The organism is Ulvibacterium sp. (assembly GCF_965248315.1).
In the GTDB taxonomy this organism is placed as follows: domain Bacteria; phylum Bacteroidota; class Bacteroidia; order Flavobacteriales; family Flavobacteriaceae; genus Ulvibacterium.
On sequence record NZ_CBDFIX010000002.1, the window covers coordinates 1,926,118 to 1,941,641 of the forward strand.

The following is a 15,524-nucleotide window of genomic DNA, read 5'->3' on the forward strand; positions in this document are numbered from 1 at the left end:
AGAACCTTTTAATGATTTATGGAGACCTAGCCTTTCCAAACTTCCTTTAGAAAAATACCGGTCATTACCACCATAAAAAGGGCAAAGGGCAATGACGTAATGATCAGTAGTTTTTGGACCGCGACCAAAACATCGATCTCCGGCTTGGCATTTCCCAATAGGATAAGGGCCAAGGTAGCTAAAAGAATACAAATGGACCATAGGAGTCTGTGACTCTTACGAGGTGTCCTTTTCCCGCGATCCGTAAACATGCTGAGTACGAAAACGGCCGAATCCACCGAGGTCACCAAAAAACTTATCAAAAGCAAAACAGTGGTCAAGTTGAGAAGGCCGGCCATAGGATAGTTCTCAAAAAACACAAAAATTGAGGAGAACACATTGCCAAACTCGTTGGCATATGTACCCCAACTTTCTATTACTTGAAAGGCCGAGGTGCCAAAAACGGAGAACCAGAAAAAGGTGCCCAATGAAGGGATGATCAGAACCCCCAATAACAATTGACGCAATGTCCGGCCCTTGGAAATCCGTGCGATAAAGATGCCCGTAAACGGGGCCCAGGCCAACCAAAAGGCCCAATAGTAAAAGGTCCAGTCCGTTAGGAAGGCAATGCCCGGATCAAATTTGCCCCAAGCGAGGCTCATTGGAATAAAGTCCAATATATACTGTAAGGTAGCGCTTCCCAAAGAACTTAAAATAGCGCCCAAATCGCTTGAGATGAATACAAAGAACAACAAGAGAAGGGTTATAACAATGTTGAATTTTGAAATGACCTTGATACCTCGATCTACCCCTTGCCAAGCCGAATAAAAGGCAATTGTGGAAATCAAAACGGCCAGAAGAAGCGTAGTACCCAAACCAAAACTAGACGGAAACAAATGATTCAACCCCCCGTTAATCTGCGCCGTTCCGAGTCCTATGGCGGCAATAAGCCCAAAAACTGTAGTAAGAATGGTCATGACATCTATTCCCTTTCTTGCTACTGTATTGGGAATGGTATCTTCTATCGCAGAACTGACCAAAACCCTTTTTTTTCTTACAAATAAGGCGTATCCAACGACCATGGCAAAGAGGCCGTAAAAGGCCCATGCGGTAAACCCCCATTGATAAAACGTAAACTCCAGGGCCAAAATCTCGGGTTTCAATTCGGAAGGATAAGGCGGATTCTGAAACATAAAAACGGGCTCCTGAACAGCGCGCAACAAAATTCCCGCACCCATACCCGCACTGTACAGCATGGCTGTCCATGCCCAGAGGGAATGTTCCGGTTTCTGGTTTTTTTTACCGAGCCTTATCCTGCCCAAGGGAGAAATGGCCACTGTTAAAAGTAGGAGAACACAGCCCAATCCTAGATACAGATAGAAATAACCGAAGTAGTTTCGAACCCAAATTGAAGCGGATTCTATGGCATCATAGCTGGCTTCTGTGGCAAAAAGGACAATAATGGAAAACAGAAATAGTATTCCTAAGGAAACGGATAGTAAATAATTCTTTTTTAAAAGTTGTAGTAACTCGATTACAATACTATTTAGCTTTGGCAATATTCCTGATCATTCCTTCAAAGATAAAATAATGGAAAGGAAGTATGCTGTACCAGTACAATCTGCCCCGTAACCCTTTAGGTCTAAAAGTGGCCGTTTGGTGAAGAACGTTCTGCTCATCGATTTTAAATTCCAGCCAAGCCTCCCCGGGCAATCGCATTTCTGCAAAAAGCAACAGTCTTTTGGCTTCCTTGTCCGCCAAAAGTACCCGCCAGAAATCCAGGGAATCTCCGGGATAAATTTTATCGGGATGGGTACGTCCCCTTCGCAATCCCACACCTCCGTTGAGCTTATCCAAAAACCCCCGTACCCTCCAAAGCCAATTCCCGTAATACCAACCCGTTTCCCCGCCAATTTTCCAGATATTCCGTAGTACTCTTTCCTTATCTTTTATCTCAAGTTTTTTTTCATCCTTCAGAACCCCATACTTTGGGACTTGGATATATTTTTCGAGGTTCTTTTTAAAGCGACCGCTGACCATGCTGTCCTTCCAGCTACTGACCACAAGGTTCTGTTCAATTTTTTTAAAGGCCATACCAATGGCCTCTTTATAGGTATGTGTACGTATTCCTAAAAGTTCTTGCAAGCGATTATCCTTGGCCACCACCTCCATTTTCATACTATCCACGAGGTTTACGGCCAATTTATAGGAAGTGGAGGTTACAAAATAGAGCCAATAGGAGGATAGCTTTGGAGTCATTACGGGAACCGTAAAAATCCAATTTTCAAACCCCCGGACTTTGGCATATTGCTGAAGCATTTGCTTGTACGTGAGTATATCCGGACCTCCAATATCAAAGGACTCGTTATAAGTGTCTTCATTCCCGATTACTCCAATGAGAAATCGTATGACGTCACGGATGGCAATGGGCTGTGTTTTGGTCAACACCCATTTTGGGGTTATCATAAAGGGTAACTTTTCGCACAGGTCTCGTATAATCTCAAAGGAAGAACTACCGGAACCCACGATAATTCCGGCTCTAAGAACGGTAAGGTCAAACTTTCCGCCATATAGAATGTCCTCCACATTTTTACGGGAACTTAAGTGTTTGGACAGTTGGGTGTCATTTACAATGCCGCTTAAATAAACCACCTGTTGCACCTGGGTTCTTGCCATATACGTATTGAAGGTTTTGGCGGATAGGGCTTCCTTCTCATCAAAATCGACGGTAGAGGAACTCATGGAATGGATAAGATAATACGCCACATCAATATCCTTGGGGAGCAAACTCTCTTGAAATTCCTTGAGAAAATCAATTTCCACAATTTCTACGAGTGCCTTGGTTTCGGTATCAATGGACAAACGATTTTCGTTCCGGACGGCACAGACCACTTTATGCCCCAGATCCAATAATTGGGGCAGCAATCGCATACCTATATATCCATTGGCACCTGTAAGCAGGATTTTCATAAATCCTCGATTGAAGTAGGCCTATTATTGGCCTTATAGTCCAAAATCTTTTTGAAGAACTTCTGTATCGCCTTGGTATCTGCCTGAACCTTAATAAAATGATGATCCCGATAAATGGAATATTTGGCCAGTTCCCCCTTATATATGGTCAATTTATAATACGGTATGATCAGGGCAAAAGTTTCCAATAAGGAACGAAACCGGACAATAATCCCTTTGGGCCGCATTTCAATATTGCATTGATCCCGATTGTTGTCCAAAATAAGTAGATTGCGAATTTCAATACTGGTTTCCGTAATGAACAACCTCGGAGATCCGATCCCGCCCATCGCCCATCGTTCCTTTAGCGTAAAAGGCTTACCAACTTCCGAATCGATTTTTTCGGTAATTTTTTTATCGCTGTACGATACGTTCAATAGCATGGGCTTTCTTTTTCTGTAGCTCCATAAAGTTACTGAAACCACACTTAAATAGGACAATTGCATTCGTAAAAGCACAAAAAAATGTAGTTTTGCAGCCGCATAACCCAAGTTTTAATGGATATACAAAGCATTTTAAAGACCAAGGTAAAGGAAGCCGTAAAATCCATTTTTGATATTGAGTTGCCTTCCGTGGAATTTCAGCCCACCAGAAAGGATTTTCAGGGCGATATTACCGTGGTTGTTTTTCCCATGTTACGCCATATAAAGGGAAATCCTGAGCAAATTGGAAAGCGAATCGGGGCATTTTTGGAAGAGCAAGTGGGGGAAATCTCCGATTTTAATGTAATCAAAGGATTTTTGAATTTGATTATCGACGATGCTTTTTACCTCCACTTTTTTGATTCAATTTATGAAACAGAAAATTATGGTTATGTCGTAAACGGGGATACCGATGCCATTATGGTGGAGTATTCCTCGCCCAATACCAACAAACCTCTGCATTTAGGGCATATTCGAAACAACTTACTGGGGTATTCCGTGGCGGAAATATTGAAGGCATCGGGGAAAAAGGTATACAAAACCCAGATTATTAATGATCGGGGTATCCATATCTGTAAAAGCATGTTGGCCTGGCAGCGCCTTGGAAATGGGGAAACTCCAGAAACTACCGGATTGAAAGGCGATCAACTGGTGGGGAAATACTATGTGGCTTTTGATAAGGTATACAAGGCTGAAATTACAGAATTGATGGCCGAAGGAATTGAAAAGGACAAGGCGGAAAAAGAGGCGCCTATTTTATTGGAAGCCCAGGAAATGCTCCGCAAATGGGAGGCTGGGGACGATACCGTAGTTGCTCTTTGGACTACCATGAATGGCTGGGTTTATAACGGTTTTGAGGAAACCTACAAAAATTTAGGGGTGGATTTCGATAAGCTCTATTACGAAAGCGATACCTATTTGTTGGGGAAGGATGTAGTAGAAGATGGACTCAAAAAGGGAGTTTTCCATAGGAAGGAGGATGGAAGTGTCTGGATCGATCTTACCAATGAGGGACTGGATGAAAAAATAGTGTTGCGTTCCGATGGTACAGCGGTCTATATGACCCAGGACATCGGTACGGCCATACAACGGGTTAAGGACTATCCGGATATTAATGGGATGGTATATACTGTTGGCAATGAACAGGACTACCATTTTAAGGTACTTTTCCTGATTTTAAAAAAACTGGGATTCTCCTGGGCCAAAAACTTATATCATCTTAGCTATGGAATGGTAGACCTTCCCAGTGGGAAAATGAAGAGTAGGGAAGGGACTGTAGTAGATGCAGATGATCTGATGGAGGATATGACGCAAACTGCGGCCCAACTATCGGAAGAACTGGGAAAACTGGAAGGCTATTCGGATGCCGAAAAACAGGAGTTATACCGCATTATAGGGCTAGGAGCCTTAAAATACTATATTCTAAAAGTAGACCCTAAAAAACGCATCCTTTTTGATCCACAGGAATCGGTGGATTTTCAGGGAAATACAGGGCCTTTTATCCAGTATGCCTATGCGCGGATACAGTCCATACTTCGTAAGGCCGATTCAAACCAGGGTGTCACTCTGAGCGCCCGCCTGAATGACTCTGTCGGGCAGGTAGTCGAAGAGTTGCATCCCAAGGAAAAAGAATTGATCAAACAGATTCAACTCTTTCCTGAGGTTATTGGTCTTGCTGCTGAAAACTATAGTCCTGCCCTTATTGCCAATTATGTGTACGATTTGGTCAAGGAATTCAATTCGTTCTATCAGCAGGTTTCCATTCTCGGGGAGGCCAATGAAAATAAGAGAATTTTACGGGTACGTTTGTCCAAAAAAGTTGGGGAGGTTATCCAATCAGCGTTCCAACTTTTGGGTATCCAGGTACCGGATCGGATGTAGACCCAAACGGGTCCCTTCATCTAAGTATGAATGTGGTTTTTTGATTCTTCGATTTATTTAAAACCGTACTCTAAAACTAAAATTTGGGGGGTAACGCCTGTGAAGGTGTTTTGATGGTTCCAATCCCAATAGATAATCTATGGGACTATGCCACCTAAGGGAACATAAAAAAGGGACTGTCCTAGGAGACAGCCCCTCTTATTAACCAACTAAACCAAAACTGGGACCACTGAATTAGGTTCCGTTTGAAGAAATGTTTTAGTCCTTTTGGGTAGCTGAGGTTTGGGCCACGGCCAATCCGTAGACCACAAGGCCAAATCCTATTTTATTAATGGCATCCCCAATGTTATAAATAACGTCCATGTTCAATCCTGTAAAAATTCCTTCATACCAGCCTGGGGTTCCGGCCATGTAACCTATGGGATATATGGCCCATCCTACCAAAACAAACCAACATAACGTCTTATGGGCACTTAGCACGGACCCACCAGCCGCTTCGGCCAATTTTTTCGCTGAACCGAACCATATTTCATAAACGATAATGAAATAAGCTATTCCCGAAATAAGGCCCCATAACCAAGCTTGATCGCGATATACGGCTTCCCCGAAATATCCTGTAACTAGCATAACTACGGATAGAACGATCAACCGCCACATGAGGGATTTTTTTGCTCCGGCGACTTTAAGAATTAGGTAAAATTCAACACACATTAGCGGAACTGTTAATACCCAATCCACATAACGAAAGAAAGTCGGTGATTCCTCATTCACTGCCCAATAGTCCCGCATGTACCAATAATGTACGGCAGCGATAAAAGTAATTAGGCCGGAGACAAGTATGGAGGTTTTCCATTTCCGATCGTAGTTATTCATAGAAAAAAAGAAAAAAGCAGAAGCAGCCATCATGGCCATGCACCCTACAAAGAAGGTGAAACCGACATAATCATTGGTAGCCATTTTAGCAACCAACGGCAAAGAAGTCATAAAATTTTCAATAAACATAGCTAATTAATTATTTTGTTTAAGTAAATTTACAAAACGTTAAACATTAATTGTTTAATTTTTTTGTTAAAATTTTAAACAAAATGAAATTTAAGGGTGCTTATTTTTCACAGTTGACCAATATTGCCATAGTGGCCACCTTTTTCTCTTTGTGGGTCGCTATCTTTTTTAATGACGTGGTACAGAATACCCTTGCCTACATTCTCATTCTCACTTTTGGCATGCTACATGGAGCAAATGATTTGAAATTAATTCGAAAAAGTACTGGGAATAACAGTGGTAAGAAGCCTTTTTTAAGGATACTTTTTTTATACGTTACGGTCGTGATTTTGGGATTTGCCCTTTTTTATTTTTTACCAGGCCTTGCTTTTTTCTTATTCATCGTTGTAAGTGCATATCATTTTGGGGAGCAACATTGGGCTCCAAAACTAAAAGGAAAAGGACTTTTGAAACCTGCCTTGGAACTTATTTACGGTCTTTTGGTCTTGAGCATATTGTTCCAAGCACACCCGGAAACGGTTTCTTCCGTAATTGAAAGGATAACTAAATATAATATTCCACAGGCCTACTACCAATGGAGCGTTTGGATTTGTGGCTTCCTAACAGCGCTTATCTTTCTTTTGTTATATCTCCAAAAACGGATTAAGGCTCATCCGGTAAAGCAGTTATTTTTTTTAGTGGTGTTCCTTGTAGTATTTAGTACGGCCTCTTTGCTATGGTCCTTCGCCATTTACTTCATACTTTGGCACTCTTTGCCATCTATAGCCGATCAGATAGTTTTCCTCTACGGCGGTTTAACAAGGCATAGTTTTTTGAAATATATAAAATCGTCTTTCATATACTGGTTGGTGGCCGCACTGGGCTCGGCGGGAATTTTATTTATCCTTAAAGACGACTTGCAAGCATCACTTTCACTTTTTCTTTCGTTTCTCGCGGCAATTACATTTCCTCATGTCTTTGTAATCAGTAGGCTCCACCATGATTAAAACCGTACCCTAAAACTAAAATTTGGGGTAATGCCCAAGGAAACATTTTCAATAGCTTCTACTTCGCCAGAGTCATTGATGCGGTAGTAGGTGTTTAGAATATTTCTTCGATCCGTAAAATTCAATACGGAAGCCCCGACCGAAGCTTTAAATCTCCGGCTCAGGTCAAATTCATATACTGCGGATGCATCTGCCCTGAGGTACTCGGGTAATCTACTACTATTGGGATTCTGAAAGTTGACCCGAAACGGAAAAAAGGTGGTGTCTATGGGATTATCCGGATCAGGTTCCGTAAAAGGCCGTCCGGTACGATAATTTAGACCTATGCCAAACTTGAAATCATTATAGGTATAGGTGCCGGCAAAGGTGAGGTTATGCCGAATGTCCAAATTGTTGGGGAACTCTGTCGGATTTATTTCGGGAAAGGTATATCTATTAAAGTTGTAGGTATAACTTAACCAAACACTATAATCATTGGTCTTTTTATTGATTAAGAATTCTATTCCTTTTACCTCGTACTGTCCTATTTCCCCATCAAATTGGTTTTGGTTCTGAAAGCCTTGCGTTTCCGTACTGATTCCTTTTACCTCCTTATAGAAGGCTTCTACCCCAACGTAGAGCTTTGGATGATCGTAATTAAGACCGATGGAAGCCTGTTTACTGCGCGTTATGGGTAGGGAATCATTATCGGATAATATCCAGCGGCGCTTTTCTATACCCAAAAAATTCTGCTCTAAATCAATCACTTGATTGGTAGCCTGGCTCTTAAATTCCCCTAAGAGTTCCGCCCTGAAATTTTTGGCCAGGGCATAGTTGATATTTAACCGAGGTTCTATAATCGCCTTCTCAAAAGAGTCGAACGTTTGGGGATCCCGAATATAATTGAGTCGGGCTCCTGCGCGCGCCATAAGTTTGCTGTCCGGTGATGTATGTTCGATCTCCGAAAAAAGGGAGTGGGTTCTGATCACACCTTTTACATTGCTCTTGAAAGGAGGCTGGGTAACATCGGCAATATTTCGAATCCCGGTCTCCGTGAGTTGATACCCGTTAAGCCAATTCAAGCTTTCATTAACCTGAAGATGGGTATTTAATTTCAGGGCCGTTTCTATCACTTCGTTATTCTGGAAAAGGATTTGTTGGCCGTTGGCGGTACTATTTTCGGCATCCAGATTATAATTGGTATAGTATAGATTAAGATGGGAAGAGAATCGATCGGTCCACTGGCTTTCCAAGCTTCCGCCGAAGGAAATATTCGTTTGATCTAAGGTGCTTACCGAACTTCTAAAACTGTCCGTGTTCGTTTCCTGATAATCCAACCGATTGTTGATATTGATAAAACTTAGACGTACTTTCTGATTTGGATTAATGTCATAAAGTAGCTTCCCTGTAAAATCATAAAAATAGAAGTCGCTATTTTGTGTTACACGCGTGTCCTGAAAAACACGGTTTACAAATTGGCCATAGGTAGGGGTTTCCAAAAAATCGGTAAGGGAACGCCGTGCGGAGAACTGAAAGCCTAATTTATCGGATAAGGGTAATTGACCGTATAGGTCCCCTCCAATAAGATTTACCCCTGCACCTCCTGTAAAAGTATCTGTAATTTCATTTTTGGTACGCATATCCAAAACTCCACTAACACCATCGCCGTATTGGGCCGAAGTCCCATTTTTAATGAGGGTGATCCTATCGGTCAGATAGGGGTTAAACGCGGAGATAAGCCCAAAAAAATGACCGGACTGATACATTTTGATACCATCCCATAGCATAAGGTTCTGATCGTTGGTACCCCCACGGATATTGATGTCCGAAACAGTTTCATCTATACTTTTAATTCCAGGTAAGGCTTGTACGGTCTGCAATACATCAGGTTCTATCAAACCGGGAAGGATACCAAATTCTGCCGTATTCATTTGAATGCTCCCATCGGACTCCTTTATGATTCCCGTGGTAAGGAACTGGTACACGATTACCTCGTCCAACTGTTGGTAGAATTGGGCCAATAACAACGTTTTACAAGGATGGGTGGCGGTTAATTCCTCTGCCTTTATAAAGAGGGTCTTAAACCCCAAATGCTTAATTTCCAATACGGCCTTTCTAGGAATATTGGTCAATGAAAAAGTTCCATCCAAATTAGTGATGACCGCAACTTCGGAATCCAATACCTTAACAGTCGCCCCCATAACCGTATTTTGTTTAAAATTGTCCAATACCGTGGCACAAATATCTACGGTGCTACTCTTGGTAAGCGTATAATATCGCTCGTTAAGCTGCTGAATTTTTAGCTGGGTCTGAGCCTGAATTTCAGAAAGGATTTTCTGAAGTTCGTTAGTTTCCGGAACAATGATCTGAAGATTTCTAATATCCTCGTCCACATAGGAAAATTTGACCTCGAATCGATTCTCCAAGATTTGGAGATAAGAAATCAATGGTTCCGTAGTGCCTGCTCTATCCTGGCCAATTCCGTTTTGTACGAAAACCAGAAACAGTAAGAAAGAAAAAAAGAATATAAGGCGTTTAGGGTGCGTTTTCAGCATAGAATAGCACTTTATTCCCCTCTAATTTAAACTTTATTTGAGAAGGAACACTTATACTCTGTAACGCCAAATCTGCATTTGTGTTGCTAAAAGTGCCGGTATATAATTGATTTAAATCGATATTTTTGGTTTCAACGGTAATATTGTGCTGCCTTTCAAATTCATCCAAAACATATTGTAATGGAATACTCTTAAAGGAACTTTCGTCACTCATCCAGGAAGGTTGGGAAATGTTGACCACTTTGCCCTTTGCAATTTTTCCATTAATGGCCAGAAAGGAATCCCCCGCGGGCAGTTTGGTTTCCGTACCGTTAAAGGTAACGCTTACCAACCCTTCGTAACAGGTCACCTCAAAAAAACCATTGCGGTTCTCCACATTAAATTGTGTGCCCAAAACGGCTACGGTACCGCTCTCCGTGGAAACGGTGAAACGTTTTCCCTTGGCCACCTTAAAAAAGGCCTCACCCTTTAGGGCTATGTTACGTTCTTTATCCCACGCTTTTTCGCTATAGGAAATTTCAGAATCGGCGTTCAATACAATTTCGGAATTGTCCGGAAGTACAACTTCCTTGTTTTCGGCAAATTGAGTGGAAACATTCTCATCCAGGGAATTCAAATAGAAGTATGAAGCAACAAGCAATACGGCAATGGCCGCCGCTACTCGCAAGAACTTTCGGAAAGGATGTAATTGCACCACTTTTGGGGCCGTAAGTTCACGCTTGTTCTTTAAAGCGGTCAATGCCTGATCTACATTAAAATCAGGGCCTTCCAATGTACCGGAGGCCTCAAGAATCTTCCGGTAGGTGGTATACTCGTCGGATTTTTTAAATTCCGCGAGTTCCTCCTCGGAAAGTTCATTGTTGAGCCATTTTGCCAAGTAATTTTCTTGCATGATTTCTAGCTTTACACCTTAATAACAATTCACTACCAAAAAACCCTACTTCTATATTTGGTTTTGTGTAATCTGTTGTCAGTTGTTCACAACATATCATAATGAAGTGTATGATTTCCTAGTTCGGCACTTTAAACTTTACATCTTAACCTCAAACCTCAAACCTCAAACCTCAAACCTCAAACCTCAAACCTCAAACCTCAAACCTCAAACCTCAAACCTCAAACCTCAAACCTCAAACCTCAAACCTCAAACCTCAAACCTCAAACCTCAAACCTCAAACCTCAAACCTCAAACCTCAAATCCCATCGATCTGTTCACGGAGCGTCTTCAATGCCAAATGCATCCTTTTTTCTATAGCCTTTACACTTACCCCTTCCATTTCGGCAATCTCCGCATACTTTTTTCCATCGATTCGATTCAACAAAAAAACGATACGTTGGTTCTCCGGTAAACGGGCCAACGCTTGGTCCAATTTCTCCTTAAACTGGTTTTCCTCCATTAAGAATTCCGGCGACTCATTGGTGCTGTTCAATGTTTTGTCGGCATACTTTAGACGTACCTTTTCGGCTTTGATGACATTGAGGTAAAGGTTATTGGCAACGGTATATACATAGGACTTCGCCTTTTCTGGGCTAACCTTGGCACAGTTTTCCCAAAGCTTTAGAAATGCTTCCTGGACGGCATCATAGGCTTTCTCTTCATTCCCGAACTTATAATATATATAGTTAAAAACCGTTTTGGAATTAGATTTGAAGAGCGAACTAAACACCGCTTCTTCACATACATTGTCCTGAGATTCAGTTTTCAATGGGTTGGTTTTGCGTCAAAGATATTTGAAAAAATCGAAAATAAAGTAGGGTATTTTTCAAATGGGTTGTTTTAATGACGAACGAACAAAAAAATCCAAATCGTTATGAGAAAGTTTTTGAATTACGCACTGTACGCAAGCCTACTAACATTTGCGCTTACCTTTTCTTCCTGCCAAACGGAATATGAGGAACTCCCAGGAGAGAATGAACAAGAAACCATTATGGCGAGTTCGTCTACGGCGCAACTGGTAGAAAAGACCGTTTCCAATGATGGGTCTTTTGATAATATTGTGGATGGTTCTAGTTGTTTTAACGTCCGTTTCCCTTATACTGTTGAGGTAAATGGATTGGAATTGACCATCAATGCAGTAAAGGACCTTGAGTTGATCGAGGAAATTTTTGACGCCTTGGAGGATGATGAGGATGTTTTGGAGATTCTTTTTCCTATCACCATTACTTTAGGAGATTACACGGAGATTACCATTAATGGCGAGGGTGATCTACGTGAATGGGCGGAGAAATGTATTGAAGGTGGCGATGATGATGATATAGAGTGTATAGACTTTGTATATCCTATTACCTTGTTCACCTTTGACATCAACAAACAACAAACCGGAAATGTCGCTGTGGAGAGCGATATGGAAATGAGACGTTTTTTCGCCGGATTGGATGAAGAAGACCTGATCAGTATTCAATTTCCCGTGACTTTAAAATTGTTTGATGGTACGGAAATAGTTGTTGATTCCAATGCAGAATTGGCCAACGCCATTGAGAATGCCAAAGAGGCCTGTGATGAGGACGATGATAACGATTACAATGACGATGATTTTGATGAGGAAAGATTGGATTTCTGCCTAACACAATGTTCTTGGTTGGTTAAGGAAGTAAAAAGGGACGGTGTAAACCAAACCGATCAATATTTTGAATACTTGATGAATTTTAAGGAAGATGGCTCCGTAACCGTTAAGGATAGAGAAGGTAACAACTTGGAGGGAACTTGGAGTACCCGTGCAAGTGATGATGGCGCCCTTTTAAAAATGGAGTTTGATGTTCTGGTAGACTTTAGCTTGGAATGGTTGGTCTATGAAATTGAAGAGCATAAGATTAAATTATTGGCCGGGGAAGGGAACAGGATTATTATGCAACAATTCTGTGAAGAGGATAACAATCCGGATGGCCTACGTGAAATACTAAGGGAATGTAGCTGGATCATTAAGAGAGTAAAAAACAATGGTGACCACTTGAATAGGTTGTTGGGCTTTGAATTCGAATTCATGGGGGATGGAGTGGTGACCCTAAGTGATGGGGATACAGTTTCTGAAGGTACATGGGCCATAACTACCAATAATGAAGGACGTCTCGTCATGGCCATTACTATGGGCGACGAGCCAGGAGTAAGTTTCGAGTGGTTATTATCCGATATGAAGGACAGATACCTAAAGTTTAATGTGGAAGGCACCTTTTACGAATTGGTTTTGGTCAGAAATTGTGATGGTGAAGATGATGACGACGGGGATGTAAGCTTCATCAGGGAATTGTTCAGTGATACCGAATGGGAAATCGCCCTATTTTCTGAGAATGGAGATGACACCACAGACGCTTATAATGACGTTACCCTTTTCATAGGTGATGATGGTAGTCTTGAAGTCAGAAACGCTACTCAAGAGGTTATTAGCAATGGGAGATGGTTTTTGTATCGCAACACCGAGAATCGTTTGGAATTGATCATTGCCTTTGGTGCAGGAAGCAATTTCTATCCGCTGGCCAATGACTACATTATTGTAGAAGTAGACGAAAGCCGTTTGGAATTGAAACATGAGAATGATGATGATGGATATGACCAATTGGTACTGGAACGAATAATGCAATAATATGGAATCTCCCCGATGTCTTAACATCGGGGATTTCCTTTTTACCCCTACAAACATGAACCCATGAAGAGAATTGTTAACCTACTGGTATTGAGTTTTGTATTGGTCTCCTGTAGTACCGATGAGAACAATGGAGACGATGAAATTATGATGGTCAACACGGAAGAGGTAAAAGCTATGGTGACCGATGGCGAATGGAAAATAACCTTCTATGCGGATTCCGATGTTGAGGAGACAAGTAACTACGTTGGATATGTTTTTACTTTCAATCCGGATGGAACCCTCGGGGCCACCAATGGAAGTACGTCGTTGTCTGGTGCATGGTCCATAACAGAATCGGAGAATAGTAATAACGACGACGGCGAGAGTGATGTAGATTTTAATGTCTTCTTTGCTTCTCCCGATATTTTTGAGGAATTGGCAGATGATTGGGATATCCTAAAATATACCAATTCCAAAATAGAACTTTGGGACACAAGTGTAGATGACGGAAGTACCGATTATCTAACTTTTGAAAAGATTTAGAAGCCTTTTTTGCCCCATATCCCAAAAAAGAGCATCCATCGAAAGATGGGTGTTTTTTTGTTTTTTGTCCTAAATCTTATGATGAGGGCCTTGGATTCATAAGACCATGGCCATTGGGAAAACCTCAGGCCGGTTTTCGTATCTCCATCAGGATTATGCTATTCATTACATTTTTCCCTTCAACCCCATCTCTTTCCCTTGGTAATTCTTAAATTTGCTTTTCTTCAAAAAGGATGTAAGACGATGTTTGATAATTTAAGTGAAAAGCTGGATAAGGCACTCCATGTCCTTAAAGGACATGGGCAGATAACCGAAATCAACGTTGCGGAGACCACCAAAGAGGTCCGTAGGGCCTTGTTGGATGCCGATGTCAATTTTAGGATTGCCAAGGAATTTACGAATAGGGTCAAGGAAAAGGCCTTGGGCCAGAATGTATTGACCACCCTACAGCCCGGCCAATTAATGGTAAAGATCGTAAAGGATGAACTTACGGAACTTATGGGTGGCGAAACCGAAGGCATCAACCTGTCCGGACACCCATCCATAATCCTAATGTCCGGTCTTCAAGGTTCGGGTAAGACCACGTTTTCAGGAAAACTGGCCAATTTTCTTAAGAGTAAAAAATCCAAGAAACCTTTATTGGTCGCCTGTGATGTATACCGTCCTGCCGCTATTGATCAGTTGCATATCGTAGGGGAACAGATTGGGGTTGAAGTGTATTCCGATCGGGAGAACAACGACCCAGTAGCCATTGCCAAAGCCGGTATTGCCCAAGCTAAGACCAATGGGAACAACGTGGTCATCATAGATACTGCCGGTCGTTTGGCGGTCGACGAGAAAATGATGACCGAAATCTCAAATATCCACGCCGCGATACAACCGCAAGAAACTCTTTTTGTTGTAGATGCCATGACCGGTCAGGACGCAGTAAACACGGCCAAGGCTTTTAATGATGTCTTGAATTTTGATGGAGTAATCCTTACCAAATTGGATGGAGATACCCGTGGTGGTGCGGCTATATCCATAAAATCCGTTGTGGATAAGCCCATTAAATTCATTGGTACCGGCGAAAAGATGGAAGCCATAGATGTTTTCCATCCGTCACGAATGGCCGATCGTATTTTGGGAATGGGCGATGTGATTTCATTGGTAGAACGGGCCCAGGAACAATTTGATGAAGAAGAGGCAAGGAAAATCCAGAAAAAGATTGCCAAGAACAGGTTCGGGTTCGATGATTTCCTAAGCCAGATTCAGCAAATAAAGAAAATGGGCAACATCAAAGACCTTATGGGGATGATTCCAGGTGCTGGTAAGGCACTTAAAGGTATGGATATAGATGATGATGCCTTTAAACATATCGAGGCTATTATCCATTCCATGACCCCGGACGAACGCTCAAACCCCTCCAAATTGAACGCTAGTCGTAAAAAGAGGATAGCCTTGGGCAGCGGCCGGACCATTCAGGATGTAAATCAATTGCTCAAGCAGTTTGATCAAATGAGCAAAATGATGAAAATGATGCAAGGCGGTGGCGGCAAGAAGATGATGCAGATGATGCAAAAAATGAAATAATTATTTTTTGTATTCAAGGTCCAAAGTTCAAGGTCCAAA

Annotated in this window: 12 protein-coding genes; 5 read left to right on the top strand and 7 right to left on the bottom strand. The window is 41.8% G+C overall.

Annotated features, from left to right (window positions below; translation table 11 throughout):
• Positions 1-26: 26 nt before the first annotated feature.
• From ACP2AF_RS09855 to ACP2AF_RS09865, 3 genes are read right to left on the bottom strand one after another with little or no spacing between them, the layout of a single operon-like run.
• The gene (locus ACP2AF_RS09855; RefSeq protein WP_425235986.1) at positions 27-1,538 is read right to left on the bottom strand and encodes a BCCT family transporter; all 1,512 of its coding nucleotides are present in this window, start codon (positions 1,536-1,538) and stop codon (positions 27-29) included.
• A complete protein-coding gene (locus ACP2AF_RS09860) occupies positions 1,522-2,949 on the bottom strand; it encodes an SDR family oxidoreductase (RefSeq protein ID WP_425235987.1) in 1,428 nt (475 codons plus the stop codon). The genes ACP2AF_RS09855 and ACP2AF_RS09860 overlap by 17 nt, the downstream gene beginning before the upstream one ends.
• A complete protein-coding gene (locus ACP2AF_RS09865; RefSeq protein WP_425238026.1) occupies positions 2,946-3,371 on the bottom strand; it encodes a hypothetical protein in 426 nt (141 codons plus the stop codon). The genes ACP2AF_RS09860 and ACP2AF_RS09865 overlap by 4 nt, the downstream gene beginning before the upstream one ends.
• 114 nt (positions 3,372-3,485) lie before the next feature.
• Between ACP2AF_RS09865 and argS the strand changes: the two genes are divergently transcribed.
• Entirely contained in the window at positions 3,486-5,291 is a 1,806-nt protein-coding gene (gene argS / locus ACP2AF_RS09870; RefSeq protein ID WP_425235988.1) for an arginine--tRNA ligase, read from the top strand.
• 258 nt (positions 5,292-5,549) lie between these two features.
• Here argS and ACP2AF_RS09875 read toward each other — a convergent pair whose 3' ends face one another.
• Positions 5,550-6,293 carry a bacteriorhodopsin-like gene (locus ACP2AF_RS09875; RefSeq protein WP_425235989.1) on the bottom strand — a complete coding sequence of 248 codons (744 nt, stop codon included), beginning with the start codon at positions 6,291-6,293 and terminating at the stop codon, positions 5,550-5,552.
• Between the two features lie 83 nt (positions 6,294-6,376).
• Here ACP2AF_RS09875 and ACP2AF_RS09880 point away from each other — a divergent pair, with 83 nt between their 5' ends.
• On the top strand, positions 6,377-7,279 hold the full coding sequence (locus ACP2AF_RS09880; protein ID WP_425235990.1) for a Brp/Blh family beta-carotene 15,15'-dioxygenase: 903 nt from the start codon (positions 6,377-6,379) through the stop codon (positions 7,277-7,279).
• Here ACP2AF_RS09880 and ACP2AF_RS09885 read toward each other — a convergent pair.
• From ACP2AF_RS09885 to ACP2AF_RS09895, 3 genes are all read right to left on the bottom strand, one after another.
• Positions 7,276-9,813, bottom strand: coding sequence for a TonB-dependent receptor (locus tag ACP2AF_RS09885; RefSeq protein WP_425235991.1), 2,538 nt, complete (start codon positions 9,811-9,813; stop codon positions 7,276-7,278). The two genes, ACP2AF_RS09880 and ACP2AF_RS09885, sit on opposite strands and share 4 nt — an antisense overlap.
• On the bottom strand, positions 9,794-10,705 hold the full coding sequence (locus tag ACP2AF_RS09890) for a FecR family protein (RefSeq protein ID WP_425235992.1): 912 nt from the start codon (positions 10,703-10,705) through the stop codon (positions 9,794-9,796). Before ACP2AF_RS09890 ends, ACP2AF_RS09885 begins: the two co-directional genes overlap by 20 nt.
• Positions 10,706-11,003: 298 nt before the next feature.
• Positions 11,004-11,516, bottom strand: coding sequence for an RNA polymerase sigma factor (locus ACP2AF_RS09895; protein ID WP_425235993.1), 513 nt, complete (start codon positions 11,514-11,516; stop codon positions 11,004-11,006).
• Between the two features lie 105 nt (positions 11,517-11,621).
• Between ACP2AF_RS09895 and ACP2AF_RS09900 the strand changes: the two genes are divergently transcribed.
• The 3 genes from ACP2AF_RS09900 to ffh all read left to right on the top strand — a co-directional run bounded on the left by ACP2AF_RS09900 (position 11,622) and on the right by ffh (position 15,485).
• On the top strand, positions 11,622-13,388 hold the full coding sequence (locus ACP2AF_RS09900; RefSeq protein ID WP_425235994.1) for a hypothetical protein: 1,767 nt from the start codon (positions 11,622-11,624) through the stop codon (positions 13,386-13,388).
• 63 nt (positions 13,389-13,451) lie between these two features.
• On the top strand, positions 13,452-13,913 hold the full coding sequence (locus ACP2AF_RS09905) for a hypothetical protein (RefSeq protein WP_425235995.1): 462 nt from the start codon (positions 13,452-13,454) through the stop codon (positions 13,911-13,913).
• A gap of 243 nt (positions 13,914-14,156) precedes the next feature.
• Positions 14,157-15,485 carry a signal recognition particle protein gene (gene ffh, locus ACP2AF_RS09910; protein WP_425235996.1) on the top strand — a complete coding sequence of 443 codons (1,329 nt, stop codon included), beginning with the start codon at positions 14,157-14,159 and terminating at the stop codon, positions 15,483-15,485.
• Positions 15,486-15,524: the final 39 nt, after the last annotated feature.